At 66.0% G+C, this 26435-nt stretch carries 17 protein-coding genes; 10 read left to right on the top strand and 7 right to left on the bottom strand.

The features are described 5' to 3' along the window. Positions 1-33 precede the first annotated feature (33 nt). Together AC1IQ6_RS13470 and proC are read right to left on the bottom strand one after the other, a co-directional pair. Positions 34-588, bottom strand: coding sequence for a queuosine precursor transporter (locus tag AC1IQ6_RS13470; protein ID WP_485866503.1), 555 nt, complete (start codon positions 586-588; stop codon positions 34-36). Beyond that, the gene (gene proC, locus AC1IQ6_RS13465; protein ID WP_479731744.1) at positions 585-1418 is read right to left on the bottom strand and encodes a pyrroline-5-carboxylate reductase; all 834 of its coding nucleotides are present in this window, start codon (positions 1416-1418) and stop codon (positions 585-587) included. The genes AC1IQ6_RS13470 and proC overlap by 4 nt, the downstream gene beginning before the upstream one ends. Positions 1419-1612: 194 nt before the next feature. On the opposite strand from proC, the gene ugpB reads away from it, so the two are divergent. The 4 genes from ugpB to AC1IQ6_RS13445 all read left to right on the top strand — a co-directional run bounded on the left by ugpB (position 1613) and on the right by AC1IQ6_RS13445 (position 6016). Next, positions 1613-2926, top strand: a complete 1314-nt coding sequence (gene ugpB / locus AC1IQ6_RS13460) for a sn-glycerol-3-phosphate ABC transporter substrate-binding protein UgpB (protein ID WP_102771273.1) — start codon at positions 1613-1615, stop codon at positions 2924-2926. 196 nt (positions 2927-3122) lie between these two features. Further along, a complete protein-coding gene (gene ugpA / locus AC1IQ6_RS13455; RefSeq protein WP_102771274.1) occupies positions 3123-4004 on the top strand; it encodes a sn-glycerol-3-phosphate ABC transporter permease UgpA in 882 nt (293 codons plus the stop codon). A gap of 18 nt (positions 4005-4022) precedes the next feature. Then, a complete protein-coding gene (gene ugpE, locus AC1IQ6_RS13450) occupies positions 4023-4874 on the top strand; it encodes a sn-glycerol-3-phosphate ABC transporter permease UgpE (protein WP_102771275.1) in 852 nt (283 codons plus the stop codon). Positions 4875-4927: 53 nt separating this feature from the next. Further along, positions 4928-6016, top strand: a complete 1089-nt coding sequence (locus AC1IQ6_RS13445) for a sn-glycerol-3-phosphate import ATP-binding protein UgpC (RefSeq protein WP_102771276.1) — start codon at positions 4928-4930, stop codon at positions 6014-6016. 48 nt (positions 6017-6064) lie between these two features. Here AC1IQ6_RS13445 and AC1IQ6_RS13440 read toward each other — a convergent pair whose 3' ends face one another. From AC1IQ6_RS13440 to AC1IQ6_RS13420, 5 genes are all read right to left on the bottom strand, one after another. Further along, on the bottom strand, positions 6065-6955 hold the full coding sequence (locus tag AC1IQ6_RS13440) for a MipA/OmpV family protein (protein WP_485866502.1): 891 nt from the start codon (positions 6953-6955) through the stop codon (positions 6065-6067). A gap of 34 nt (positions 6956-6989) precedes the next feature. After that, positions 6990-8084, bottom strand: coding sequence for a serine hydrolase domain-containing protein (locus tag AC1IQ6_RS13435; protein ID WP_485866501.1), 1095 nt, complete (start codon positions 8082-8084; stop codon positions 6990-6992). A 117-nt stretch (positions 8085-8201) separates the two neighbouring features. Beyond that, positions 8202-9515 carry an ATP-binding protein gene (locus AC1IQ6_RS13430; RefSeq protein WP_485866500.1) on the bottom strand — a complete coding sequence of 438 codons (1314 nt, stop codon included), beginning with the start codon at positions 9513-9515 and terminating at the stop codon, positions 8202-8204. Beyond that, a complete protein-coding gene (locus AC1IQ6_RS13425; protein WP_102771280.1) occupies positions 9508-10209 on the bottom strand; it encodes a response regulator in 702 nt (233 codons plus the stop codon). The genes AC1IQ6_RS13430 and AC1IQ6_RS13425 overlap by 8 nt, the downstream gene beginning before the upstream one ends. Positions 10210-10304: 95 nt before the next feature. Continuing rightward, a complete protein-coding gene (locus AC1IQ6_RS13420) occupies positions 10305-11432 on the bottom strand; it encodes a branched-chain amino acid ABC transporter substrate-binding protein (RefSeq protein WP_111825079.1) in 1128 nt (375 codons plus the stop codon). A gap of 268 nt (positions 11433-11700) precedes the next feature. On the opposite strand from AC1IQ6_RS13420, the gene AC1IQ6_RS13415 reads away from it, so the two are divergent. The 6 genes from AC1IQ6_RS13415 (at position 11701) to AC1IQ6_RS13390 (ending at position 26333) form a co-directional block, all read left to right on the top strand. Beyond that, positions 11701-12297, top strand: coding sequence for an RBBP9/YdeN family alpha/beta hydrolase (locus AC1IQ6_RS13415; RefSeq protein ID WP_111825540.1), 597 nt, complete (start codon positions 11701-11703; stop codon positions 12295-12297). 720 nt (positions 12298-13017) lie between these two features. Continuing rightward, positions 13018-20625 (top strand): SDR family NAD(P)-dependent oxidoreductase, encoded by a 7608-nt coding sequence (locus tag AC1IQ6_RS13410; RefSeq protein WP_485866499.1) that lies wholly within the window; start codon positions 13018-13020, stop codon positions 20623-20625. Between the two features lie 7 nt (positions 20626-20632). Further along, entirely contained in the window at positions 20633-21976 is a 1344-nt protein-coding gene (locus AC1IQ6_RS13405) for an aminotransferase class I/II-fold pyridoxal phosphate-dependent enzyme (protein WP_111825077.1), read from the top strand. Positions 21977-21988: 12 nt separating this feature from the next. Beyond that, positions 21989-24055 carry a capsular polysaccharide biosynthesis protein gene (locus AC1IQ6_RS13400; protein WP_485866498.1) on the top strand — a complete coding sequence of 689 codons (2067 nt, stop codon included), beginning with the start codon at positions 21989-21991 and terminating at the stop codon, positions 24053-24055. Then, entirely contained in the window at positions 24052-25347 is a 1296-nt protein-coding gene (locus AC1IQ6_RS13395) for a capsule biosynthesis protein (protein WP_485866497.1), read from the top strand. Before AC1IQ6_RS13400 ends, AC1IQ6_RS13395 begins: the two co-directional genes overlap by 4 nt. Beyond that, the gene (locus AC1IQ6_RS13390; RefSeq protein ID WP_485866496.1) at positions 25344-26333 is read left to right on the top strand and encodes a CgeB family protein; all 990 of its coding nucleotides are present in this window, start codon (positions 25344-25346) and stop codon (positions 26331-26333) included. Before AC1IQ6_RS13395 ends, AC1IQ6_RS13390 begins: the two co-directional genes overlap by 4 nt. Positions 26334-26435 lie beyond the last annotated feature (102 nt).

Below are 26435 nucleotides of genomic sequence, written 5' to 3'. Positions count from 1 at the left end.
CGCGGGCGGCTTGCGGTTCCCCGGTGTGGGCTTTCAGGCGTTGGCCGGTTTGGCCAGGTTCCACATCAGGGCGCGGAACGGCGCCAGCATGCTGACATTGACCGCCAGCTTGACCGCCAGGTCGCCCAGCATCCAGGTGACCCAGGGCGCGCCGGTGGCGGCGAAGGCGACGCTGAAGAACACGGCGGTGTCGAGCATGGCGCCCAGCGTGCCGGAGACCAGGGGCGCGCGCCACCAGCGCTGGTCGCGCATGCGGTCGAAGACCTGGATGTCGGCCAACTGCGCGCAGATATAGGCCAGGCCCGAGGCCAGCGCGATGCGCGGCGACGCCACCCATACCGATACGATCAGCGCAGCGGCGAAGCCGCACCAGGCCACGCGGCGCGCGGCTGCGGGACCGAAGCGGCGGTTCAGCAGGTCGGTGACCAGGAACGCCACCGGGTAGGACAGCCCGCCCCAGGTCAGCCAGTCGTTGAGCGGCACCTGGACCAGGATGTTCGAGCCCACCACCACCAGCAGCATGCACAGCACGGCGATGCCGAACTGCGTGCGGCTCATGGCCGGGAAGCGTCGCGCCACCGTGCTCATTTGCCGAACTCCTGCGCCAGCTCGCGCGAGCGCCGCGCGGCCGCGGCCATGGCGTCTTCCACGATGCCGGCGAAGCCCGCGGCGCCGAAGGCGTCGAGCGCGGCGGCGGTGGTGCCGCCCTTGGAAGTGACGCGTTCGCGCAGCGTGGACAACGGCTCGGACGATTCGGCGGCCAGGCGCGTGGCGCCGGCCAGCGTGCCCAGAGCCAGCTGCTTGGCCTGCTCGGCCGTCAGCCCGACCTTCTGGCCGCCGGCGACCAGCGCCTCCAGGAACAGGAAGACATAGGCCGGGCCGCTGCCGGACAGCGCCGTCACGCCATCGAGCGCGGCGTCGTCCTTGACCCAGACCACCTCGCCCACGCTGGACAGCAGTTCGGCCGCCAGTTCGCGATCGGCCTGGCCGACGCCGTCGAGCGCGGCCAGCCCGGTCATGCCCGCGCCCACCAGGGCCGGCGTGTTGGGCATGCAGCGCACCAGGCGCTTGAACGGCGCCTCGGGCGTGCCCAGCCAGCCGGCCAGCGTGTCGGCGCGGATGCCGGCCGCGACGCTTACCACCAAAGTGTCTTCGCGCAACCACTGACGCGTGGAAGCCACAACGTCTTTCATGTTCTGTGGCTTGACAGCGAAAACCCATACGCGGGCGCGCGCGAGGGCCTCGTCGGGGGCCGTCGCGGTGGTCATGCCGCGGGCCTGCCAGGCGGCATGGGCCTCCTGGTTTATGTCAATGACATGGATGCGGTCGGCGGCGCATACTTTGCCCGCCAGGCCAGATGCCAGGGCGGCCGCCATATTGCCGCCACCAATGAACGCAATCGAAAGTTCGTTTTTCATAGCCGGCGATTGTAATCGGTAGTTCCCGTAGGGGAAAAAAGGAAAAATGTTCGTTCGCGCCTAAAACGCGCAATTTGACAGGCGTTTAGAGTGATGTGAAAGTCACGGTTTTGTCACAAACAATTCATAAGGTGTCGTGTTTTTCGTGCCCGGACACCCCGGTCGCAACACGCCCAACCTGGAGGAACCTCTCTATGCGATCCCACCGTATTGCCTTAACTTTTGCCGCCATCATGACGGCTTTTGCCGGCGCCTCGGCGCAGGCAGCCACCGAGATCCAGTTCTGGCACTCGATGGAAGGCGCCCTGGGCGACCGGGTGAACGGCCTTGTCGAAGAGTTCAACAAGAAAAACCCCGATTACCAGGTCAAGGCAGTTTACAAGGGCAACTACGGTGAATCCATGAACGCCGGCATCGCCGCGTTCCGCGCCGGCAATGCGCCCGACATCCTCCAGGTGTTCGAAGTCGGCACCGCCACCATGATGTACGCCAAGGGCGCCATCAAGCCGGTGCAGCAGATGTCCGAGGAAGCCGGCAACCCGATCGATCCGAAGGAATTCATCGGCGCCGTGGCCGGCTACTATTCGTCGGCCGACGGCAAGCTGGTGTCGATGCCCTTCAACAGCTCGACCGTGGTGTTCTACTACAACAAGGACGCCTTCAAGAAGGCCGGCCTGGACGCCGACAATCCGCCCAAGACCTGGGAAGAACTGGCCGCCGCCGGCCAGAAGCTGAAGGCCGCCGGCCAGGAATGCGGCTACACCACCTCGTGGCCGTCGTGGGTCCAGCTGGAGACGTTCTCGGCCTGGCACAACGTGCCGTACGCCACCAAGGACAACGGCTTCGGCGGCCTGGACGCGCGCCTGGCGGTCAACACCCCGCTGCACGTGCGCCACCTGGACAACCTGGCCAAGCTCGCCAAGGACGGCATCTTCATGTACGGCGGGCGCGGCGACGAGCCGAACTCGCTCTTCATCAGCGGCAAGTGCGCCATGATCACCGGCTCGTCGGGCCTGCGCGCCAACATCGCGAAGAACGCCAAGTTCGAATTCGGCACCTCGACCCTGCCCTACTACGCCGACGTGCAGGGCGCGCCGCAGAACACCATCATCGGCGGCGCCTCGCTGTGGGTCTTCGCCAACAAGAAGCCGGAAACCTACAAGGGCGTGACCGCGTTCTTCAAGTTCCTGGCCAGCCCGGAAATCGCCGCCCGCTGGCACCAGCAGACCGGCTACGTGCCCGTCACCAAGGCCGCCTACGAGCTGACCAAGAAGGAAGGCTTCTACGACAAGAACCCGGGCACCGAAGTCGGCGTCAAGCAGCTCAACGTCGAGACCACCGCGCAGTCGCGCGGCCTGCGCCTGGGCTTCCTGCCGCAGATCCGCGAGATCGAAGACGCCGAAATCGAACGCATCGTGTCGGGCAAGGTCTCGGCCAAGGACGGCGCGGAGAACATCGTCAAGCGCGGCAACGAGCTGCTGGAAAAGTTCGAGAAGAGTGTAAAGTAACGCCCCTCTGAATTGCCGGCCCGGTTCTGTCAATCGGTATTTTCCATGCCGTGACAAGGACTTGGGCCATTCAGCACCACGCAGTACAAGGCTTAAGGCCCTGCTTTTCTGGGGCTTTAGGCCTGTCGCATTTATGAAGGCGGTTTCAGGCGGCGGTTAATCCAACCGCCGTTTTTGTGTACCTTGGGTTCCCCCTATGGAAAAACGCGTTGTATTCGGGCACAAGACCCTGCCCTATCTGCTGCTCTTGCCGCAGATTGCCATTACGGTGGTCTTCTTCTTCCTGCCCGCCGGTCAAGCCATGTGGCAGTCCATGCGGCTCGAAGACGCCTTCGGCCTGTCCTCCGAATTCGTCGGGCTGGATAATTTCATCGACCTGTTCTCGCAACAGGCGTACCTCGATTCCTTCCGCGTCACCGCGGTGTTCTCCATCCTCGTGGCGGTGGTGGGCCTGGGCGTGTCGCTGCTGCTGGCCGTCATGGCCGACCGCGTCATCCGCGGCGCCGGTCTCTACAAGACGCTGCTGATCTGGCCCTACGCCGTGGCGCCCGCCGTGGTCGGCGTGCTGTGGCTGTTCCTGTTTTCGCCTTCCGTCGGCATCCTGGCCGTGGCGCTGCGCCACGCCGGCGTCGACTGGAACCCGCGCCTGGACGGCAACCAGGCCATGCTGCTGGTGCTGATCGCCGCGGTATGGAAGCAAGTGTCGTACAACTTCCTGTTCTTCCTGGCCGGCCTGCAGTCGATTCCGCGCTCGCTCATCGAAGCCGCCGCGATCGACGGCGCCAGCCCGGCGCGCCGCTTCTGGAGCATCGTGTTCCCGCTGCTGTCGCCCACCACCTTCTTCCTGCTGGTGGTCAACATCATCTACGCCTTCTTCGACACCTTCGCCGTCGTCGACACGACCACGCAGGGCGGTCCCGGCACGTCGACCTCGATCCTGGTCTACAAGGTGTACAGCGACGGCTTCCGCGGCCTGGATCTCGGCTCGTCCGCGGCCCAGTCGGTGGTGCTGATGTTCATTGTGATTGCCTTGACGGTCGTGCAGTTCCGCTACGTCGACCGCAAAGTGCAGTATTGATTTTCGAGGCTGATAACAATGGTTGAACGCCGTCCCTGGCTGGATATTCTGGCCCACGTCATTCTGCTCTGCGGCGTGGCGATGGTGGCATTTCCGCTCTACGTCACTTTCGTCGCGTCCACCCAGACCGCGCAGGAAGTGGCTTCCGCGCCGATGTCGCTCATTCCCGGCAAGCATTTCGTCGACAACTACATGCAGGCCCTGTTCGGCGGCTCGTCGGGCGGCTCCTCGGGCGCGCCCGTGGGCCGCATGATGTACGTCAGCCTGATCATGGCGCTGGCGATTTCCATCGGCAAGATCGCCATCTCGCTGCTGTCGGCCTTCGCGGTGGTGTACTTCCGCTTCCCTGGCCGCATGTTCTTTTTCTGGATGATCTTCGTCACGCTGATGCTGCCGGTCGAAGTGCGCATCGCGCCCACGTACAAGGTGGTGGCCGACCTGGGCCTGCTCAACAGCTACGCCGGCCTGACGCTGCCGCTGATCGCCTCGGCCACGGCCACGTTCCTGTTCCGGCAGTTCTTCCTGACCGTGCCGGACGAGCTGATCGAGGCCGCGCGCATCGACGGCGCCGGGCCCATCCGCTTTTTCCGCGACGTGCTGCTGCCGCTGTCCAAGACCAGCATCGCCGCCCTCTTCGTGATCCAGTTCATCTACGGCTGGAACCAGTACCTGTGGCCGCTGCTGGTGACCACGCAGGAAGACATGTACCCCGTCGTCATCGGCATCAAGCGCATGATCAGCGGCGGCGACAGCGTGACCGAATGGAACATCACCATGGCCACCGCCATGCTGGCGATGATCCCGCCGGCGCTGGTCGTCATCCTGATGCAGAAATGGTTCGTCAAGGGTCTGGTCGACACTGAAAAGTGACTCCCGCTCTCCCGCCCTCGCCGCCCCAACACGACTCCGTATACGAATAACACATGGCTACTCTCAGCTTTCGCAACGTCAAGAAAACCTATGCCGGCAATGTGCCGGTCATCCATGGCATCGACATGGACGTCAAGGACGGTGAATTCATCGTCATCGTCGGCCCGTCGGGCTGCGGCAAGTCCACCCTGATGCGCATGGTCGCCGGCCTGGAGACGGTCACCAGCGGCGAGATCCTCATCGAGGACAAGGTCGTCAACAACCTGGAGCCGGCCGAACGCGACATCGCGATGGTGTTCCAGAACTACGCGCTCTACCCGCACATGACCGTGTTCGAGAACATGGCCTATGGCTTGAAGATCCGCAAGTTCTCCAAGGAAGAGATCAAGAAGCGCGTGGACGCGGCCGCCCAGATCCTGGAGCTGTCGCACCTGCTGGACCGCCGCCCGCGCGCGCTGTCCGGCGGCCAGCGCCAGCGCGTGGCCATGGGCCGCGCCATCGTGCGCGAGCCCAAGGTGTTCCTGTTCGACGAACCGCTGTCGAACCTGGACGCCAAGCTGCGCGTGGCGATGCGCCTGGAAATCATGAAGCTGCACCGCCGCCTGGGCACGACCAGCCTGTACGTGACGCACGACCAGGTCGAGGCCATGACCCTGGCCCATCGCATGATCGTCATGTACCAGGGCGTGCCCGAGCAGATCGGCACGCCGATGGAAGTGTTCGAAAAGCCCGCCTCCACCTTCGTGGCCGGCTTCATCGGCTCGCCCCCGATGAACCTGATGGAAGTGAACGTGGCCGGCGACGGCACGATGGAGACGGTGGACGGCACCCCGCTGGAGATCTCGCCGCTGGACGTGCCCGCCCCGGTGCGCGGCCGCAAGGTGATCCTGGGCATGCGCCCCGAGCACATGCTGCTGAACACGCAGGGCGTGCCGGCCGAAGTGGAAATGGTGGAAACGCTGGGCTCCGAGCAACTGGTGCACTGCCGCTGCGGCAAGGCCACGCTGGTAGTCCGCTGCACCACGCGCCAGCTTTCGGAATCGTCGGCCAAGGTCGGCAACCGCGTCAACGTGGGCTCGGACGGCCGCCACCCGCTGCACTGGTTCGAACCCGATACCGGCCGCCGCGTGCAAGGCCTGTAAGCCTGCACATGCATCCCCGGCCCCGCGCGGGGCCGGCATTACTCCTGCTCAATACGTGTAGGTCACCATCGTGCCGATGGTGTATTGGTTGCGCTCGCGCACGATGGGACTGTCGGCGGCGTCGCCGAACAGGCGCCGCGCCTCCGCCCCCACCGTCCACGACCATGACTCGTCCAGCGGCAGCGTCCATGTCGCGCCCAGGCCCACGCTCTCCAGGCCGCCCCTGGGACTGTAGCGGCGATAGCCGGAATTGGCCGACTGGCGCGCGCTGACGCCATACCAGGTGCGCATGTAGTTGCCGTCGCCGAAGGTGCCCGACAGCGCCACCGACACCAGGCCGGCCGCGCCTTCGTAGACCGTGGCGCCGGCGCCCAGGGTCAGCATGGTGTAGGCGCTGCCCACGTCGCTGTCGCCGCTCTTCTTGAAGGCGTGCGCCAGCGTCGCCGACAGGGTCACCGGGCCCAGCGTGGTCTCGGCGTCCATGCCGATCTGCGCGCGGCTTTTGATCTCGCCCATGCCGCGCAGCTTGTCCGACCCCTCGAAGCCATGCTTGCGGTCCTTGCGCGACGCGCTGGGCGCCAGGTAGAAGCGGAAGGTGCTGTCCAGCGCCTCGGTCTCCCAGCCCAGCCCGTGATCGGTGCCCAGGAAGAAGCCGTGCGGCCCGCGCACCCCCAGCCCGACGATGGGCACCGCCGAGCCTTCGTCGCTGCCGCTGTAGCGCGGCGCGTAGCCCACGCCCAGCGTCCCGTAGAACAGCCATTCGCCGGCCGGCCCTTGCGCGTCGGGCACGGTCAGGCCGCGTGAAGTGGCCCCGCGCTGGCCGTAGACCGAATTGACGGCGACCTCGTCGGCGGCCAGGCACAGGCCCGGGCCCAGCGAGAGCAGGCAGGCCGCGCCGACGCGGCGCACGGACACGGACGAGCGAAGAATACGCTTCATGGGAGGGTTCCTGAAAACGGGTTGAGGAAAGGATTCAGTCGGCGTCGCCGCGCTGCCTGGCCTGGCGCATCAGCGCCATCGCCACCGCGGAGATCGAAGCCACCAGCGGCTCGCTGGTGTCGGAATTGCCCATGACCAGGACCGCCAGCTTCTCCCGCGGCGCCAGCACCCAGCGGGAATGAAAGGCCTCGGTCGCGCCGCGATGCATGCGCAGCGGCGCTTCGTCCATCATGTCCGCGCAAGGCGCGGCCAGCCACGACAGCGCCAGCCGGCATTCCAGGTCCATGCCGCTGGCCACCGTCTCCAGGTCCAGCACCGCGTGCGCCGAGCCGGCGCTCAGCACGCGCCTGCCCTCATGGGCGCCGCCGGCGAACAACATGCTGGAGAAACGCGCCATCTCGGTCGTGCTGAGCCACAGTCCGTCGGCCGGCGGATTGGCCTGCGGCGTCTCGGCCCACGGGTGGCCGCGCCGATAGCCCGCCGCGCGCAGCTGCAGCATGCGCGGCCCCGGCTCGAAGCCGGCGCGCGGCATGTTCGCCGGCCGCAGGATGGCGCGGCGCATATAGGCGTCGAAGGGTTCGCCGGCCGCCTGCGCCAGCATGTCGCCCAGCAGCGCGTAGGCCATGTCGGCGCGGGCCCGGCCCATGGTGTCTTCCGGCGCGTCCGGACGGACCGCCATCAGGCCGCGCGCGGTGAAGGGATGCGCGCCCAGCCACTGCATGGCGTTGCGGCGCGGCTGCAGCTCCCAGTCCGGCAGCGCCTGCGAGGCCGGCCGGTCCAGCCCCAGCGCGCCGTCATCGGCGGCGCGCAGTACGCCGGCGGCGGTGACGACCTTGCTGATGGCCCCGACCCGGTACAGCGTGTCGCCGCTGGCCTTGCGGTGCCGCGCCACGTCGGCATAACCGAAGCCGGTGCTCCAGACCACGCGCTGGTCGTCGACCAGCGCGATGGACAGGCCGGGCACGTTCTGCGCGTCCATGTCGTAGGCGATGCGCTGGGCCAGGTAGCCGATCACCGCCGCGTAGTCGCCCGGCGCGACGGCGGCGGGCGCGGCGGGCGGCACGCCCTGGCAGCCGCCGATCACGGCCAGCAGGGATGCGACGGCAAGCAGGCGGCTCAGGCAAAACATGGCGGACGGCGGCTCCTCTGAACGAAAGTGCCGTCATGCTAGCCATGCGCCTGCGCGCGATCTTTCCCGCTTTGTATGGAGTTTGTGAAGATCGTCGCGGGACTTTGTGAAGTTGCTTTACGTACTGCGGCCCGGCGCGGAAAGCGCCTTCCACGCGATGACGAAGCGCGCCCCGCCCAGCGGGCTGTCTTCGGCGCGCACCGAGCCGTTGTGCCAGCGCGCCACCCGGCTCACGATCGCCAGCCCCAGGCCGACGCCGCCGGTTTCGCGATCGCGGCTTTCATCCAGTCGGATGAAGGGTTCGAAAATGCGCTCGCGATCCGCCGGCGCGATGCCGGGGCCGTCGTCGTCCACCATCAGCACGTACTCGCGCGCCGAACCGCCCAGCAGGCTGACCTGGACCCGGCCGCCCGCGTGCCGGATGGCGTTCTGCAGCAGATTCAGGAGCGCGCGCGTCATGTAGCGCTGGTGCAGATGCACCTCGGGCACCTGGCACTGCGCCACCTCGCAGCGCACGCCCGCCACGCCGGCCTCGAAACCCGCGTGCTGCACCACCGATTCGAGCCAGCCGCGCGCGTCCTGCGGCTGCAGCGCGACGCCATCGCCCTTGTGCTCCAGCCGGGCGTACATCAACAGTTCCGAGGCCATGCTGTCCAGCTCGGCCACGTCGCTCTTCATTTCCTCGACCAGGCGCCGGCGCGCCTCGGGATCGTCCTCGCGGTCCATCATGTCCAGCTCGAACGACAGCCGCGCGATCGGCGTGCGCAGTTCGTGCGAGACGGCGTTGGTCAGTTCCCGCTGGTTGCTGACCAGCGCGCTGATCCGCTCGGACATCTGGTTGAAGGTGTCGCCCAGGCCCCGTATGGTGGAATGCCGCGACAGCCGGGCGCGCGCCTGCAGGTCGCCTTGCCCCATGCGCTGCGCCGCCGTCTTCAGCGCCTCCAGGTCGCGCCAGGTGGGCAGCGCCCACACCAGCATGAAAGCGCCCAGCAGCAGCGTCAGCGCCGAATACACCGCCACCAGCACCCAGGACCCGACCGGCGGCTCGGCCGGCAGCTTCATTTCCAGCCATTGATCGCCCGGCCCCGGCAGCGCCGCCACGAAGGTCTGCATCTCGTCGCGGATGAAAAAGCTGCCCGCGGCGATGAGTTTGCGTTCGGCCTCGCTCGCCTCGAAGCTGGCGGCCGGCGCCACCCTCAGCCCCAGGCCGTAGTGCGGCGCCAACCGGTCGCGCACATAGGCCTCGCGTTCGGCGGCGGGCACCTGGCCCAGCTCGCGCACCAGGCTGTACATCTGGCCGCGCACGGCCTGGCGCGTATAGCCTTCGCTCAGCGGCTCGAAAAGGTAGGAGGCCGAGCGGTCCACCACCTGGCTCGAAATCACGAACCCCACGGCCAGCACCACGAACAGCCGCAGGATGAACCTAAGCATCGTCGCCCTCTTGCGCCCTGGGCGAGAACAGATAGCCCTTGCCCCAGACCGTCTTGATGCGCGCCGGATCGCGCGGATCGTCGTCGAGCTTGCGGCGCAGCTTGCTCACGCACACGTCCACGCTGCGGTCCAGCCCGTTGAACTCGATGCCGCGCACGGCGTTGAGCAAGTCGTCGCGCGTGAGCACCTGGCCGGCCTGGCTGGCCAGCGCCCACAGCATCTCGAACTCCATCGTGGTGAGATCGACTTCCACGCCGGCATGGACCACCGCGCGGTTGCGCCGGTCGATGGCCAGCGGGCCGAACTCCAGGCGCTCGGGCGGTTCGTCGGCCTGGCCGTGGCGCCGCAGCAGCGCCCGCACCCGCGCCAGCAGCACGCGCGGCTCGACCGGCTTGATCACGTAGTCGTCGGCGCCCGACTCCAGGCCCAGGATCTGGTCCAGGTCATCCTCGCGGGCCGTCAGCATCAGGATCGGCGCCGAGGAAAACGCGCGCAGGTCGCGGCAGACCTGCAACCCGTCGCGGCCCGGCAGCATCAGGTCCAGGATGGTGATGGCGGGATCGTGGCGGCGAAACGCCTCCACCGCCTGGTCGCCGCGAAAGGCCTGCGCGACGTTGAAGCCGTGCTGCTCCAGGAACTGGGCGATCAGGCGCGAGAGTTTCGGATCGTCTTCGACGAGCAAAGCCTTGGTCATGGGTGTGCAGGATGAAATCGATGGCGAAATAAAAACCGGGCCGCAAGTCTAGCTCACGGCCCGGTCGGCATCACTGGGCGGCAGGCCGCCCGGGATTACTTGTAGACGGTCTTGGAGCCGTCCTTGTGCCAGACGAACACGTCGAACTCGAAGTTCGTCAGGTCGCCCTGCTTGTTCCACGACACCTTGCCGATCGGGGTATCGAAGGAGTTGGCGTGCAGGTACTTGGCGACCTTGGTGGGATCGTCCGTGCCCGCGCCCTTGATGCCGTCGGCGATGACCTGGGTGGCCGTGTAGGCCGTCATCTGGAAGGCGCCCGCGGCGTTGCGCTTCTTGGCCTGGAAGGCCTTGACGATGTCGGCGTTGGCGGCGTTCTGGGTGAAGTCGGCCGGCAGCGTCACCAGCATCCCTTCGACCGCGTCGCCGGCGATGGCGTTGATGTCCGGGTTGCCCGTGCCTTCCGGACCCATCCACTTGGCCTTCACACCCTGCTCGGCCGCCTGGCGCAGCAGCAGGCCCATTTCAGGGTGGTAGCCGCCGTAGTAGACGAAGTCCACGCCCTGGCTCTTGAGCTTGGTGATGACGGCCGAGTAGTCGCTGTCGCCGGCGTTGATGCCTTCGAAGAACGCCACGGTGACGCCGCCCTTTTCCAGGTCGTTCTTGACCGCGGTGGCGATGCCCTGGCCGTACGACTGCTTGTCGTGCAGCACCGCGACCTTCTTGGGCTTGATCTTGTCCAGGATGAACTTGGCGGCCGCAGGACCTTGCTGGTCGTCGCGCCCGATGGTGCGGAAGATGAACTCGTAGTTCTTGCCGTCGGTCAGGGCCGGCGACGTGGCCGAGGGGGTCACCATGACCACGCCCTCGTTGTTGTAGACGTCGGCGGCGGCGATGGTGGCGCCCGAGCACACGTGGCCCACGACGAAGCCGATCTTGCTGTTGACCACGCGGTTGGCGGCGACCGGGCCCTGCTTGGGCTCGCAACCGTCGTCGATCACCACGGTTTCCAGCTTCTTGCCGTTCACGCCGCCGGCGGCGTTGATGCGCTCGATTGCCGTATCGACGCCCTCACGGACCATATCGCCATACTGGGTGACCGCGCCGGTGGTGGGGCCGACGACGCCGATCTTGATGGTTTGCGCCTGCGCGGCCGCGCCGAACGCCATGCCCGCGGCGACGCCCAGCGCGGCGATGACCGGGGTCAGACGGAATACTGGCTTCATGTTGGACTCCTCTAATGATTTGTAATCGTTAGTTCCGCACCCGTGCGCACGCCGGTTGTTTCCGTGTTCACGCCCGGTTACGGTGCATTAGCACGGCAAGCATACACTGAAAAATACCCCTGTTTGCAGGGCGCGCGACCCGCTTTTCGACGAGGGCCGCGCGTAAACCGCGGCGGCCGCCGCGCTCGCAGCCTTATGCCCGTCGCCGTATATGCAAAAGACGATTTATTCGTTTGAGTTACTAAAGCGGCGCGGCATGATGGCCGCCATGAGACTCCAACCGATCATCGTCCCGGGCTGGAAAAACTCCGGACCCGACCATTGGCAATCGCGCTGGGCAGCGTCCCTGCCGCTTGCGGTCCGGCTTGAACAGCGCGACTGGCAGAACCCGGTCGCCGCGCAATGGATCGCCACGCTGGCCGCGGAAGTGGATCGGGCCCGCAGCCCCGTGCTGCTGGTCGCTCACAGCCTGGGCTGCCTGGTCAGCGCCGCGCTGCCGGTGCCGCTGCGCGCCAAGGTCGCCGGCGCCCTGCTGGTGGCGCCGGCCGACGTGGAACGCGCCGACGCGCCCGAGTGCCTGCGCAGCTTCGCGCCCGTGCCGCGCCAGCCCTTGCCCTACCAGAGCGTGGTGGTCGCCAGCGACGACGATCCCTATTGCAGCCTGGACCGCGCCCGCGCCTTTGCCGGCGACTGGGGCAGCCGCATCGTCATCCTCTCCGGCGCCGGCCACATCAACGCCGACAGCGGCCTGGGCGACTGGCCGCAAGGCCTGAAACTGCTCGGCGCCCTGCGCCGCCGGGCGTCCTGGCGCATACCCACCCCCGCCAAGCGCATCCCGCCCATTCCGCTCTACGACGCGTCCTAGACGCCCGCAGCCGTCCTGCGCGGTCATCCTGGTTGCGTAAAATCACGCATCCAGACTACTGTTTGCAACAGAAATGCACCGGAAATTCTTGTAATCGCCGGATGATTTCCGCAAACCTTTCAGCACACGCCGCTTGCGCAACAACCCTTACGCCCAGTTGAAGCGTTTTGATTAATCTTGCTCCAATTTGGTTACATATGGTTGTTATCCTAGCGGCCGGGAACATCGGGGACAGGGAAATGACAGCTTACGCGCGCGCGGCGCTACGGGTTAACCCCGTCCGCCGCCATTCCTTCCCGGATTTAGCTGAATCTTATACATACAGTAAAATCGGCTCATATTCATCTAAATGTCACGGCGATTCGCCCGCGCCCAAGCCATGCTCGCCGGTTATCGAGCAGGTTCGGCAGGCCATATCTCGTCGCCAGATCGACAAAATAAAAAATGAGAATGCAGAGCAATACTCTCGCGCCCCGGCTTCGGCGCAACCGCGGCGCCGGCGTCGCCATAACGCTATTCGCAGCGCCTGGACGGGAGCTTCCGGCCATCCCAGGCCGTCTATCCCGCGCCTGATTTTCCGGCGCGGGCTTCCCGCACTCCCGATCGTCGCAGCCGCCGGCCGTCCCGGCGCCGCAGCCTCGGCCGGCCCCGACCGCCATTGCGGTTCGACCGCCCTCATTTACCATCCCCCGCCGCGTGGCGGGGCCAGAAGGACTCTGCATGCGTAAGCGCGTTGCCGTCGTTGGACTTTCGTTCCGGTTTCCCAGCACCACCCATGACAGCTACTGGCCGGCCCTGCTGGAAGGCCGCGACCTGGTCACCCAGGTCGAACAGGACCGCTGGTCCGCCGACGCCTACCTGCATCCCGCCAAGGACCATCCCGGCACCGCCTACACCTTTGCCGCCGGCTCCATCGGCGACGTCTCCGGGTTCGACGCAGGGTTCTTCGGCATCTCGCCGCGCGAAGCCGCGCTGATGGACCCGCAGCAGCGCCTGCTGCTGGAAATGAGCTGGGAAGCCCTGGAAGACGCCGGCATCGCGCCCTCCACCCTGCGCGGTTCGGACTGCGGCGTGTATATCGGCATCGCCAGCTCCGACTACGCCTACCGGCTGGCCGAAGACCTGAACGCCGTCGACGCCTCGATGGCGACCGGCAACACCGCCAGCATCGCCGCCAACCGCCTCTCCTACTTCTTCGACCTGCGCGGCCCCAGCATCGCCATGGACACGGCCTGCTCGTCCTCGCTGGTCGCCTTCCACCAGGCATGCCGCGCCATCCTGTCGGGCGAATGCACCCAGGCGCTGGCCGGCGGCGTCAGCCTGCACCTGCACCCCTACGGCTTCATCACCTTCTCCAAGGCGTCCATGCTGTCGCCGCGCGGGCGCTGCAACGTCTTCGACGCCTCCGGCGACGGCTACGTCCGTTCCGAAGGCGGCGGCATTTTCGTGCTGAAGGACTACGACCAGGCGGTCGCCGACGGCGACGCCATCCTGGCCGTGGTGGCCGGCAGCGCCGTCAACACCGACGGCCGCAAGTCCGGCCTCACCGTGCCCAGCGTGCAGGCCCAGGCCGCGCTGATGCGCCAGGTCTACGAACAGGCCGGCATCTCGCCCGCCGAGATCGACTATCTGGAAGCGCACGGCACCGGCACCGCGGTCGGCGATCCGATCGAAACCCGCGCCATCGGCCTGGCCCTGGCCCAGCAGCGTGGCAAGGACGCGCCGCTGCCCATCGGTTCGGTCAAGAGCAACCTGGGCCACCTGGAAGCCGCTTCCGGCGTGGCCGGCCTGGTCAAGGCCCTGTACGTGCTGCGCCACCGCGAGGTGCCCGCCACCATCGGCATCAAGACCCTCAATCCCAAGATCGAGTTCCAGGACTGGAACCTCGACGTCGTCACGCAGAACCGCAAGCTGCGACCCGCCGGCAAGCTGGTGGTGGGCGTGAACTCCTTCGGCTTCGGCGGCGCCAACGCGCACGTCATCCTGGAAAGCGCCCCGCCGCGCAGCCCGGCCGCCGAAGGCAAGATGGCCAAGACCGCCCCGATCCCCGTCGTGGTCTCGGGCAAGACCCTGCCCGCGCTGCGGGCCGCGGCCGGCCGGATGGCGCAGACGCTGCGCGACCAGCCCGCCAAGTTCCTGTACAACGCCGCCTACCACGCCGCCATGCGCCGCGACTGGCACGGCGAGCGCGCCGTGGTGTTCGGCACCCAGTGCAACGCGGTGGCCGACCTGCTGCAGCAATACGCCGACAGCGGCGACGCCAAGCCCGGCCTGGTCGCCGGCAGCGCGCTGCCCGCCGCGCGCGGCCCGGTGCTGGTCTATTCCGGCAACGGCTCGCAATGGGCCAACATGGGCCGCCGGCTGCTGGCCGATCCGGTGTTCGCCGCCGCCATCGACGAAGTGGATGCGCTGTTCGCCCAGTACGCCGACTTCTCGCTGCACAAGGAACTGGCCGGCGAGAACGGCGACGACCGCTACGAACGCACCGAAATCGCCCAGCCCGCGCTCTTTGCGCTGCAGGTCGGCATCACCCGCATGCTGGCCCAGCACGGCGTGGTGCCGTCGGCCGTGATCGGCCACAGCGTGGGCGAAGTCGCCGCCGCCTGGGCCTGCGGCGCGCTGTCGCTGCCCGACGCGGTGCGCGTCATCTTCCAGCGCAGCCGCCTGCAGGGTCAGACCAAGGGCCAAGGCCGCATGACGGCCGTGGGCGTCAGCGGCGAAGAAGCGCTGGCCCTGATCGCCGAACATGGCCTGGGCGCAAGCGTGTGCGTGGCCGGCTTCAACAGCGGCCGCGGCGCCACCCTGGCCGGCGCGCCCGAAGCGCTGGCGGTGCTGGAAGCGGCGCTGGCCGAACAATCCCTGTTCCATCGCCGCCTCGACCTGGACTACGCCTTCCACAGCCCGGCCATGGACGCCATCGAGGCCGGCATCCGCGAATCGCTGGCCGGCATCGCGCCGCGCGCGGCCGACGTGCCCTTTTATTCCACCGTCACCGGCGCGCCGCTGGACGGCGCCGGGCTGGACGCCGGCTACTGGTGGCGCAACGTGCGCGAAGCCGTGCGCTTCGAACAGGCCGCGCAGCAGCTGGTGGCCGAAGGCAATAACGTCTACGTCGAAGTCGGCCCGCACCCGGTGCTGCGCTCGTACCTGAACGACGCCCTCAAGGCCGGCGACCTGCAAGGCCGCGTGCTCAGCACCGCCACGCGCGGCGGCGACGATCCCGAGAAAATCTGGAACGCCGCCGGCCAGGCCATCGTCAGCGGCGGCCAGCTCGACCTGCAGTCGCTGTTCCCGTGGGCCGGCGCGCCGGTCGAACTGCCGACCTATCCCTGGCAGCGCGAACGCCACTGGCACCCGGCCACCCCCGAGTCCCAGGGCCTGCTCACGCGCCGGCTGGCGCACCCGCTGCTGGGCTATCCCATGCAGCAGCACGAGCACACCTGGGAGAACCGGCTCGACACGCAATCCCATCCCACGCTGGCCGACCACGTCGTCGGCGACGCGGTCGTGTTTCCCGGCACCGGCTTCGCCGAAATCGCGCTGGCCGCCGCGCTGCGCTGGCAAGGCGGCGCCACCGACTGCGCCGAACTGGAAGAGCTGGAAATCCACGCGCCGCTGCTGCTCAGTGCCGCGCCCGGCAAGCTGCTGCGCCTGCTGCTCGATGACGGCGACGGCCGTTTCCGCATCACGTCCAAGGAAACCGGCAGCACCGAACCCTGGACCCGGCACGCCAGCGGCCGCCTGCTGCGCGAGCCGCGCCTGACCCGGCTGACCCGGCCCGCCCTGGTCCTGCCGGAACGCGCGCCCGACTTCACCGGCGACAGCCACAACGCGCTGACCCGCGCCGTGGGCCTGGACTACGGCCCGGCCTTCCGCGCCGTCAAGCACGGCTGGCTGGAGTCCGACGCCAGCGTGCTGGCCGTGCTCGAACCCCAGCCCTGCCTGGCCGCCGAACTCGAAACCGCCCACCTGCACCCGGCGCTGCTGGACTGCGCGTTCCAGCTCATCATCCAGCTGCTGCGCGACGACCCGGCCATGGGCCTGGGCATCGCCTACGTGCCCGCCAAGATCGGACGCCTGAGCCTGCGCGCCAACGCCGGCCAGCCGGCCGCCGCGCGCGTGCGCCTGGAGCGCCGCGCCCCGCATTCGCTGACCGCCAGCTTCGAGCTGTACAACGCCGCCGGCGAGCAGATCGCCGCCGTCGAACAGGCGCGCTTTCGCAGCATCCGCCTGCGCAAGGCCGCGGCCGACCACCTCAGCTTCCTGGACAGCGTCGCCACGCCGCGTCCGCGCGCGCCGTTCGGCCCCAACCCGGTCGAACTCCAGACCCTGCGCGCCGCGCTGGCCGAAGCCGTCGCCGCCTGCACCGAAGGCGGCGCGCACGCGCGCTATGCCGACGAAGTCGATCCGCTGCTGGAAAGCCTGTGCGACAGCTTCGCGCTGGACGCCTTGCGCGCCATCGCGCCGGACGGCCGCCTGCTGCCGCAGGCCCTGATCACCGAACTGGGCCGCCACGCCCCGCAGGCCGCGCCGCTGCTGCGGCATATCGCCGCCCGCCTGACGGCCGCCGGCTACGTCGAAGCGCAGGCGGCCGGCATCGCGCTGCCCGCCGACGACAACGGCGAAGGCGGCGCCACCGACATCTGGAACACGCTGCTGCGCGAATACCCCGACTACGCGCAGATCGTCCACGCCGTGGGCCGCATCGGCCTGCACCTGCCCGCGCTGCTGCGCGGAGAGGCCGACGTCGACCAGATCTGCCCGCGCGCCACCACGCCGGCCGTCATCAACCGCAGCCTGCTCGGCGCGGCCAGCGGCCAGCGCCTGGGCACGGCCCTGCGCGCGGTGCTGCAACAGGCCCAGGCGGCCCGCCTGCCCGGCCAGCGCCTGAGCGTCATGGAAGTCGGCCAGGCCGCGCCGCTCTTCAACTTCAACTGCTGCGACGCGCTGGACTTCAACGTCGCCGACTACTGCTACGCCTCGCCCGACGCCGACATGCTGGACCACGTCGGCCACCAGCAGGCGGAACGCCATCCCAACGCCCGCACCGAACGCATCGGCGAAGACGGCGACGCCCCGGCCGCGCGCTGCGACCTCGTCATCTTCCACTGCGAATTCGACACCCTGGACGCGGCCCTGGCCGCGCTCAAGCACGCCCGCGCCAGCCTGCGCGCGGGCGGCGTGCTGCTGTTCTGCGGCGCCCATCCGGCAGCCTGGGCCGACTTCGTCTTCGGCGCGCGCCAGCAATGGTGGCAGGCCGGCGAGAACGGCGAACAGCTCTCCACCCAGCAGCCTGCCGCCTTCTGGCAGGAAACCCTGCAATCCCTGGGCCTGCAATGCGATAGCCCGCTGGAATTCAGCCAATCGCCGGCCACCGGCGCCTATCTGCTGACCGCCAGCCTCGAGGCCGCGCAGTCGGCCGACACCGCGGCGCAGCCCGCCACGCCGGCGCGCTGGCTGATCCTGGCCGACCGCAACCCGGAACACGGCGCCGGCCTGGTGCCCGCGCTGCAGGCCAGCCTGGCCGCGGCCGGCCACCAGGTGCGCCTGGAGACCGGCGTCGCGCCCGAGGCGCTGGACGCCCTGCTGGCCGGCGACGCCGACGGTCCGGTCGAACACATCGTGCACCTCGACGGCCTGGCCTGGACCGACGCCCACGAAACGCCCGACGAGCTGCTGGCCAAGCAGACCCGCCGCTGCGCGCTTGCCGCCGCCGTCATCCAGGCCTGCGAACGCACCCAGACGCCGGCCACCGTGTGGCTGGTCACCGCCGACGCCGCGCAATACCTGCGCCATGCGCCGGCCCCCGCCGCCATGCACGCGCTCAACGACGCCGCCCTGTGGGGCTATGGCCGCACCCTGGCCAACGAAGCGTCGAACTTCCGCATCCGCATGGTGGACCTGCCGCTGGCCCATGCCGGCGGCGTGGCTGACGCCCTGGCGCGCGAATTGTCAGCCATGGACGACGAAGACGAAATCCTGCTGGGCCCCGACGGCGAACGCTATGCGCCGCGCCTGCGCCTCGCCGCGCGTCCGGCGCCGGCCAGCCAGGCCACCGGGGCGCACGCCGTGCGCCTGGGCTTCGAATTCCCCGGCCAGCTGCGCAACCTGCGCTGGGAAGCCTGCCCCGCCCCGGCGCCCGCCGGCGACCAGCTCGAAGTGCGCATCGAAGCCACCGGCCTGAACTTCCGCGACGTCATGTACGCCCTGGGCCTGCTGTCCGACGAAGCCATCGAGAACGGTTTCGCCGGCCCCACCCTGGGCCTGGAGTTCGCCGGCACAGTCACCCGCGTCGGCCCGGACGCGGCCGGCTACCAGGTCGGCGACGCGGTCGTGGGCTTCGGCCCGGCCAGCTTCGGCGACCGCGTGCTGACCCGCCCCAGCGCCATCTCGCACATCCCCGAAGGCTTCTCGTTCGAAGCCGCGGCCACCATTCCCAGCACCTTCTTCACTGTCTACTACGCGCTGCACCACCTGGCGCGCCTCGAAGAAGGCGAGAAGATCCTGATCCACGGCGCGGCCGGCGGCGTCGGCATCGCCGCCATCCAGTTCGCCCAATGGCTGGGCGCCGAGATCTACGCCACCGCCGGCTCCGACGAAAAACGCGACCTGTTGCGCCTGCTGGGCGTGCGCCACATCTACGACTCGCGCTCGCTGTCCTACGCCGACGAGATCCTCGCCGACACCGACGGACGCGGCGTGGACGTGGTGCTCAACTCCCTGGCCGGCGAAGCCGTCAACCGCAACCTGCGGGTGCTCAAGCCCTTCGGCCGCTTCCTCGAACTGGGCAAGCGCGACTTCTACGAGAACACCCGCATCGGCCTGCGCCCGTTCCGCAACAACATCAGCTACTTCGGCATCGACGCCGACCAGCTGATGAACGAGCGCCCCGACCTCACCCAGCGCCTGTTCGCGGAGATGATGGCGCTGTTCCGCCAGGGCGCGCTGCATCCGCTGCCCTACACCGTCTTCGACGACAACGACATCGTCGACGCCTTCCGCTACATGCAGCAGGCGCGCCAGATCGGCAAGATTGTGGTCACCTACCGCAACGGCATCAGCGGCGTGCACCATCCGGCGGCCCAGGCCGATCACGGCCTGGCGCTGCCGGCCGACGCCAGCTACCTGGTCACCGGCGGCCTGGGCGGCTTCGGCCTGCGCACCGCGCAATGGCTGGCCGAGCGCGGCGCGCGCAACCTGATCCTGATCAGCCGCAGCGGACCCGCCAACGACGCCGCGAAAGCCGCCATCGCCGCCTTTGAAGCACAGGGCGTGCGCGTCCACGCCGCCGCCTGCGACGTCACCGACCGCGACGCCCTGGCCGGCCTGCTGCAGGACGCCGCCGCCACGCTGCCGCCGCTCAAGGGCGTGGTCCACGCCGCCGTGGTCATCGACGACGGCCTGGCCCGCAGCGCCAACGCCGAACAGATCCAGCGCACCCTGGCCGCCAAGGTCCTGGGCGCGCAGCACCTGCACGAACTGACCCGCGCGCTGCCGCTGGACCTCTTCATCTGCTATTCCTCGGCCACCACCCTCTTCGGCAACCCGGGGCAAAGCAACTACGTCGCCGCCAACGCCTGGCTCGAACGCCTCGCCGCCCAGCGCCGCGCCGAAGGCCTGCCGGCCACCTGCGTGCGCTGGGGCGCCATCGACGACGTGGGCTTCCTGGCCCGCAACGAAAAAATCAAGGACGCCCTGCAAAGCCGCATGGGCGGCGGCGCCCTGGCCTCCCAGACCGCGCTGGACGCGCTCGAAGCCATGCTGGCCGCCGACGCCTCCGGCCTCGGCGTGCTGGAACTGGACTGGCGCGCGCTGGCCCGCTTCCTGCCCACCTCCGGCCTGCCCAAGTTCTCCGACATCGCCCGCCAGGCCGGCGACGCCGGCGAAGAAGACAGCGGCGCCGACGACATCGCCCACCTCATCGCCACCCTGGACGACGAGGCCCTGCATGAGCGCTTCACCGACATGCTCAAGGCCGAGATCGGCGAAATCCTGCGTGTCGCGCCCGACAAGATCGAAGCCACCCGCTCGGTCTACGACATGGGCCTGGACTCGCTCATGGGCGTGGAACTGGTGGTCGCGCTGGAAAACCGCTTCGGCATCCGCCTGCCCGTCATGGCGCTCAACGAAAGCCCCACGCCGGCCAAGCTCGCCGAACGTCTGGTGCTGCTGCTGCGCGACGAACACGACGCCGGCGACGCCCTCACCGCCAGCGTGCAGCAGGTCGTCGCGCACCACGCCGCCGAAGTCGGCGCCAGCTCGGTCTCCGAATTCGTCGACGAGATCAAGCAGAACGGCAGCCTTCCCAAGCAACGCATGATCCAGTAGGCAAGACTTGAGCACCGTAAAAAAGCTGCCCGGCCTTGCCGCCGGCATCAAAGACAAACTCATCCAGCAAGCGCTGGAGCGCAAGTTGCGCCAGGCCGCCGCGCCCGCCGGCCAGGCGCTGGCGCGCCCCGCGGAAAAGAAAGCCGAGATCCCCGAGGAACACTACCGCTTCCATCTCCACCCCGGCTACCAGCAGCTGCGCATCATCAACGACGGCGCCAGCCGCCTCGGCGTCAAGAACCCCTTCTTCAAGCTGCATGAAGGCACCGCCGGCGCCGCCACCCGGATCAGCGGCAACGGCTACATCAACTACGCCAGCTACAACTACCTGAACATGTCCGGCGATCCGGACGTGATCGCCGCGGCCAAGGCCGCGATCGACCGCTACGGCACCTCGGTGTCCGCCAGCCGCCTGGTTTCCGGCGAACGCCCCGTGCACCGCGAACTCGAAACCGAGATCGCCGCCCTCTACGGCGTGGACGACGCCATCACCTTCGTCAGCGGCCACGCCACCAACGTCTCCACCATCGGCTACCTCTTCGGCCCGCGCGACCTGGTGCTGCACGACGAACTGATCCACAACAGCGTCCTGCAGGGCATCCAGCTCTCCGGCGCGCGCCGCCTGCCCTTCCCCCACAACGACTGGGAAGCGCTCGACGCCATCCTCAACGACCAGCGCCGCCAGTTCGAACGCGTCCTCATCGTGCTGGAAGGCATCTACAGCATGGACGGCGACTACCCCGACCTGCCGCGCTTCATCGAGGTCAAGCAGCGCCACCGCGCCTTCCTCATGGTCGACGAAGCCCACTCCCTGGGCGTCATGGGCACACGCGGCTACGGCATCAGCGAACACTTCGGCGTCGACGGCAAGGACGTCGACATCTGGATGGGCACCCTGAGCAAGACGCTGGCCGGCTGCGGCGGCTACATCGCCGGCGAAACCGCGCTGGTCGAACACCTGAAATTCCTGGCCCCCGGCTTCCTATACAGCGTCGGCATGCCGCCCAGCGTCGCCGCCGCGTCGCTGGCGGCGCTGCGCAAGATGAAGCAATCGCCCGACCGCGTGGCCGCCCTGCAGGCCCGCGGCCGGTTCTTCCTGCAACAGGCCCGCGCCGCCGGCATAGACACCGGCACCAGCACCGGCCTGGCCGTCGTGCCCGCCATCACCGGCAGCTCGCTGAAAGCCACGCGCGCGTCGGCCGAACTCTTCAAACAAGGGATCAACGTGCAGCCGATTCTGTATCCGGCCGTGCCCGAGAAGTCGGCGAGGCTGCGGTTTTTTATTTCTTGTATGCATACGGAAGAGCAGCTCCAGCAAACGATCCGGGCGCTGACGGAAGCATTGCGCTAAGCCCATATCGCCATGTCGTTCGCCACATTTTCACGCCAACTCTCGCGCCTGCCCCACCTCGAAACCTTCGTAGGCGGCCGCGTGACGCATCTGAACCTGGGCCAGATCCTTGGCGTACGTAGAATGAGCGCCGTGTATGGATGGGGATTCCGGCCGTCCACTCGTCTTCCGCGCAAGATCGCTGGTCAATTCGGCATACCCTTCATCAATCTGGAGGACGGCTTCCTGCGCTCTTTCGCGCCCGGAAGAGCCTATCCGCCGGTGTCGCTGGTGGTTGATCATCAGGGGATCTACTACGCGGCGGATCGCCCTTCGGACTTGGAAACACTGCTGGAATCCGACATCGACGTTCTGGGAGGACCTGGAGCCGGCTACGCACAGGCGCGCGAACGCATTCTTGCCGAGGGTCTGAGCAAATACAATCACGCACCAGATATCGACTCACTGCCCGGGCCCCGAAACTGCCCTCGCGTTCTGATCGTAGACCAGACCCGTGGTGACGCCAGTGTGACCCACGGAATGGCGCGGGCCTCTACATTCGCCGAGATGGTCGCGGCCGCAAGGCGGGAGAACCCCGACGCGACGCTCTACATAAAAACCCACCCCGAAGTCAGTAGCGGCGCCAAGCGCGGATATCTTTCCGACTTTCCAGTCGATGAACGCTGCATCATGCTGCGCGACGCAATTTCACCCGCCAGCCTGCTCGGGCAAGTAGACAAGGTCTACACCGTCACCTCGCACATGGGTTTCGAGGCGCTGCTACGCGGACTTCCAGTGCATTGCTATGGGCTTCCCTGGTACGCAGGATGGGGGTGTACCCATGACGCCTTCAACTGCGAACGGCGCACGAAACGTCGTACCGTGGAAGAGCTTTTTGCAGCGGCGTACATGCACTACAGCCGCTATCTCGATCCCGAGACCGGCCAGGCAGGCACGATATTCGACGCCATCGAATGGCTCGCAAGACAACGACGCACGCATCGTCGGCATTCCGGTCGCGCCATCGCAATCGGCTACCGACGGTGGAAAGCCGACAACGTTCGACCGTTTCTCCGATTCAACGGCAAGGCACCGCATTTCGTAAAGGATGCCGCGGCTGCAGCCGCGCTGAAGCCGACGGCCATCGATCATTTGGTGGTGTGGGGCACGGACGCGCCGCCGCCCGTGCAAGCCCTGGCCCACGCCAGCGGAGCGCGATTGCTGCGCATGGAAGACGGTTTTGTACGTTCCGTCGGACTGGGATCGGACTTCATACCTCCCCGCGCACTCGTGCTTGACAGTCAAGGCCTGTATTTCGACCCTCGACAGGCCAGCGACCTGGAATCCATGCTGAATACCCGCGAATTCACCGACGTGGATCGCGCGCGAGCGCGGCGGGTTCGTGAATTGATCGTGGCCAACGGCATCACCAAATACAATGTCGAACCCAATATCGCGCCGACGTGGAAGAACCCGGGCCGCTATACGCTATTGGTCCCTGGTCAGGTCGAGGACGACGCCTCGGTGCGCCACGGTTGCCAGGACGTGCGCAACAATCTACAACTGCTTCGCGCGGCGCGACTCGCAGCACCCGACGCCTTTATCGTCTACAAGCCTCACCCCGATGTCATGGCCAACAACCGCGTCGGACGCCTACATCAAAAAGAGGCCTTGGAGTTCGCCAACACAGTCGAAACCCATGCCTCCATCGTCAGTTGCATCGATGCATGCGACGAGCTCCATACGATGACCTCGCTGAGCGGCTTTGACGCCTTGCTGCGTGGGAAGCCCGTGACTACATACGGGAGCCCGTTCTACGCTGGGTGGGGCCTTACCACAGATCGGCACCCCCCGCCGCGCCGCGAACGCAAGCTCACTCTGGACGAACTGGTTGCCGGCGCCCTACTGCACTATCCGATTTACTTCGATGCTCGCCTCAATGGCTACACAACCTGCGAGGCCACACTTCTTAACTTGATTCAGACCCGTGATCTCCTATTAGCCAAAGGCATGTATGCGCCGGCACGCCAAACGCAGTGGCAGCGGCGCTGGAATAAAGTTTCGCTCTGGGCAAGGGCTGGGTTTACGGTGACGCGATGAATCAGGCTCAGCGTTTTCTTTTTTTACAGGGGGTCAGGTCGCCGTTCTTTCGGCGTCTTGGACGGGCAATTCGTGACGCCGGCCACTACGTCCGCAAAGTCAACTTTACGGTTGGAGACTCCCTTTATTGGCGGTCCGGAAATTCAGTTGCCTACCGTGGCAGCATGGATTGCCTAGAAGCGTTCTATCGCAAAGAGTTCGATGCACACGGGATCACGGACATTGTCCTGTTCGGAGACTGCCGGCCTGTGCACAGGCCTGCTATTGATCTCGCTCGGCGGAGAGATATCAGGGTACACGTTTATGAGGAAGGTTACTTTCGGCCGTTCTGGGTCACGTTGGAGCGGGGTGGCGTAAACGCCCATTCGGGCCTGCCCCGCGATGCCGATTGGTACCGACAACAAGCACAACATCTACCACACTTTGGGAATGGTCAGTCCTTCGATGCCCCATTCTGGAAACGCGCTGCATACGATGTCGGATACAACTTTTGGGCGGGTCTTAACCCAGTTTTGCACCCTGGAGTCAAAGGTCACGTTCCATATACCCCACTCCGGGAGTATCTTGGTTATCTGCGCCGAGGTTTTCGCGTGAAGTGTTTTGGCGCAAAATCTCGTCGCATTGAGACAAGTCTAATCAACGAGTCAGGCACTTTTCCATTTTACTTGCTGCCTTTGCAATTGGATTCCGACGCTCAAATCGTTCATCATTCGCCATACAGCGACATGAGCGAAGCTATGCTAGCTGTATTAACGTCATTTGCCAATTTTGCACCGAAGAACTCCCGCTTGGCGGTCAAAATCCATCCCTTGGACCCGGGACTAGCCAATTACAAGAAACTCTTGGAACAGGCGGCTAAGCGCCTAGAAATAGGCCGCCGCGTGTTTTACCTCGAGAGCGGCAATCTACCTGCGTTACTCAGCCATACTTCAGGTGTAGTTACTGTCAACAGCACCGTCGGCGGCTCAGCATTGATACATGGAAAGCCTACGGTCGTATTGGGTCGAGCCATATACGATATACCAGGCCTTACCTTTCAAGATTCGCTAGATTGTTTTTGGAAAGGCGCCACTCCTCCAGATCTGAAGCTATTTCATAACTTTCGAAATGCCGTCATCCATTATACGCAAGTGAACGGCGGATTCTATTCTTCCAAAGCTATTAGCTTGGCAATTTCCGGTAGCCTGCCTCGTCTTTGTCCTTTGGTGCAGCCGAAACAGTCCAATCCTATTGACACCATCGAAGCAGTGGCTCCGACCGCGGGCTCGTCAAAACAACAGTCGTTCCAATGAAAATTGCTCTTATTGCAGATGAACTCACGACCGCGTGCCTCAAAGAACGTTGGCACGTTATAGAATTGACACCTTGGAATTATCGTTGGATTCTACGCTACGGGAAACCCGATTTACTTTTGGTGGAGTCTGCTTGGAAAGGACTCCGGAATCGTTGGAAATACAAAATTGCGAATTATCCTGATCATCCGAAGCGTTCTAATGCCACGCTAAAAAAAGTGGTCGAACTAGCGCAAGATCACGGCATTCCAACTGCATTTTGGAACAAAGAGGATGGCGTACATTTTGAACGATTTATAGACAGCGCAAAGCTTTTCGAATATATATTCACCGTTGATGAGAACTGCATCCCTCGATATCAAAAGGAAACCGCGGGACAGTCCAAGGTAAGCGTTTTGCCGTTCGCAGTTGAAAGAAATCTACACTACTTTCTAGGCTTTAGCTTCAAAACCCGCAGCGCAAATTTCGTCGGCAGCTATAGCAGACATATACACCAGCAGCGTCGTGAATGGCAGCAGATTATGTTCAAGGCATGCCAGGAAACGGGCATGCCTCTTCATATATATGACCGCAATTCCGCGAGAAAATCCAGTAATTATCGCTACCCATCTTCTCAGGGACTTATTATAAACTCTGCTGTTCCCTACCCCGCGACTGCTGACATATACCGCAGTCATCTCGTTTCGTTAAATGTGAATACCGTGGAAAACTCCCCCACCATGTATTCAAGGCGGCTAGTGGAAATATTGGCGTGTGGCGGAATAGCAGTAACCAATCCAAGTCCAGCCGTGCAGCGTTACTTTTCCGAATTTTGCCACGTAGTCCACGACGAATCGGAATGCCGTGAAGTGCTAGGTCGACTGTTTAGGCATGGTCCCAGCAGGCGGGATCTCGATCGTGCGCTAGGAGGTGCCGAACATGTGCAAAAATACCACTCCTGGGAGGAAAGAGTAAAATGGATTATGCAATGCATCAGCATAAAATAGATTTGCCGTACGCCTAATAGCTCAATCGTTTTCCGGACCGAGGAAATAGGTGTATTAGCCCAACATCGCGTGGAAACGTCTCCGAATATAAACCATTAGCTC

This window comes from Achromobacter sp. MUI-25009338 (genome assembly GCF_057359325.1).
This window is presented reverse-complemented; position numbering and strand designations above follow the sequence as displayed.

Excerpts from the sequence above, each read along its gene's own strand:
- AC1IQ6_RS13470 (WP_485866503.1), bottom strand. The coding sequence starts at position 588 with ATGAGCACGGTGGCGCGACGCTTCCCGGCCATGAGCCGCACGCAGTTC.
- AC1IQ6_RS13430 (WP_485866500.1), bottom strand. The coding sequence starts at position 9,515 with ATGCTTAGGTTCATCCTGCGGCTGTTCGTGGTGCTGGCCGTGGGGTTC.
- ugpE (WP_102771275.1), top strand. The coding sequence starts at position 4,023 with ATGGTTGAACGCCGTCCCTGGCTGGATATTCTGGCCCACGTCATTCTG.
- AC1IQ6_RS13425 (WP_102771280.1), bottom strand. The coding sequence starts at position 10,209 with ATGACCAAGGCTTTGCTCGTCGAAGACGATCCGAAACTCTCGCGCCTG.
- AC1IQ6_RS13395 (WP_485866497.1), top strand. The coding sequence starts at position 24,052 with ATGAATCAGGCTCAGCGTTTTCTTTTTTTACAGGGGGTCAGGTCGCCG.
- AC1IQ6_RS13420 (WP_111825079.1), bottom strand. The coding sequence starts at position 11,432 with ATGAAGCCAGTATTCCGTCTGACCCCGGTCATCGCCGCGCTGGGCGTC.
- ugpA (WP_102771274.1), top strand. The coding sequence starts at position 3,123 with ATGGAAAAACGCGTTGTATTCGGGCACAAGACCCTGCCCTATCTGCTG.
- AC1IQ6_RS13440 (WP_485866502.1), bottom strand. The coding sequence starts at position 6,955 with ATGAAGCGTATTCTTCGCTCGTCCGTGTCCGTGCGCCGCGTCGGCGCG.
- AC1IQ6_RS13435 (WP_485866501.1), bottom strand. The coding sequence starts at position 8,084 with ATGTTTTGCCTGAGCCGCCTGCTTGCCGTCGCATCCCTGCTGGCCGTG.
- ugpB (WP_102771273.1), top strand. The coding sequence starts at position 1,613 with ATGCGATCCCACCGTATTGCCTTAACTTTTGCCGCCATCATGACGGCT.
- AC1IQ6_RS13445 (WP_102771276.1), top strand. The coding sequence starts at position 4,928 with ATGGCTACTCTCAGCTTTCGCAACGTCAAGAAAACCTATGCCGGCAAT.
- proC (WP_479731744.1), bottom strand. The coding sequence starts at position 1,418 with ATGAAAAACGAACTTTCGATTGCGTTCATTGGTGGCGGCAATATGGCG.
- AC1IQ6_RS13400 (WP_485866498.1), top strand. The coding sequence starts at position 21,989 with ATGTCGTTCGCCACATTTTCACGCCAACTCTCGCGCCTGCCCCACCTC.
- AC1IQ6_RS13410 (WP_485866499.1), top strand. The coding sequence starts at position 13,018 with ATGCGTAAGCGCGTTGCCGTCGTTGGACTTTCGTTCCGGTTTCCCAGC.
- AC1IQ6_RS13415 (WP_111825540.1), top strand. The coding sequence starts at position 11,701 with ATGAGACTCCAACCGATCATCGTCCCGGGCTGGAAAAACTCCGGACCC.
- AC1IQ6_RS13390 (WP_485866496.1), top strand. The coding sequence starts at position 25,344 with ATGAAAATTGCTCTTATTGCAGATGAACTCACGACCGCGTGCCTCAAA.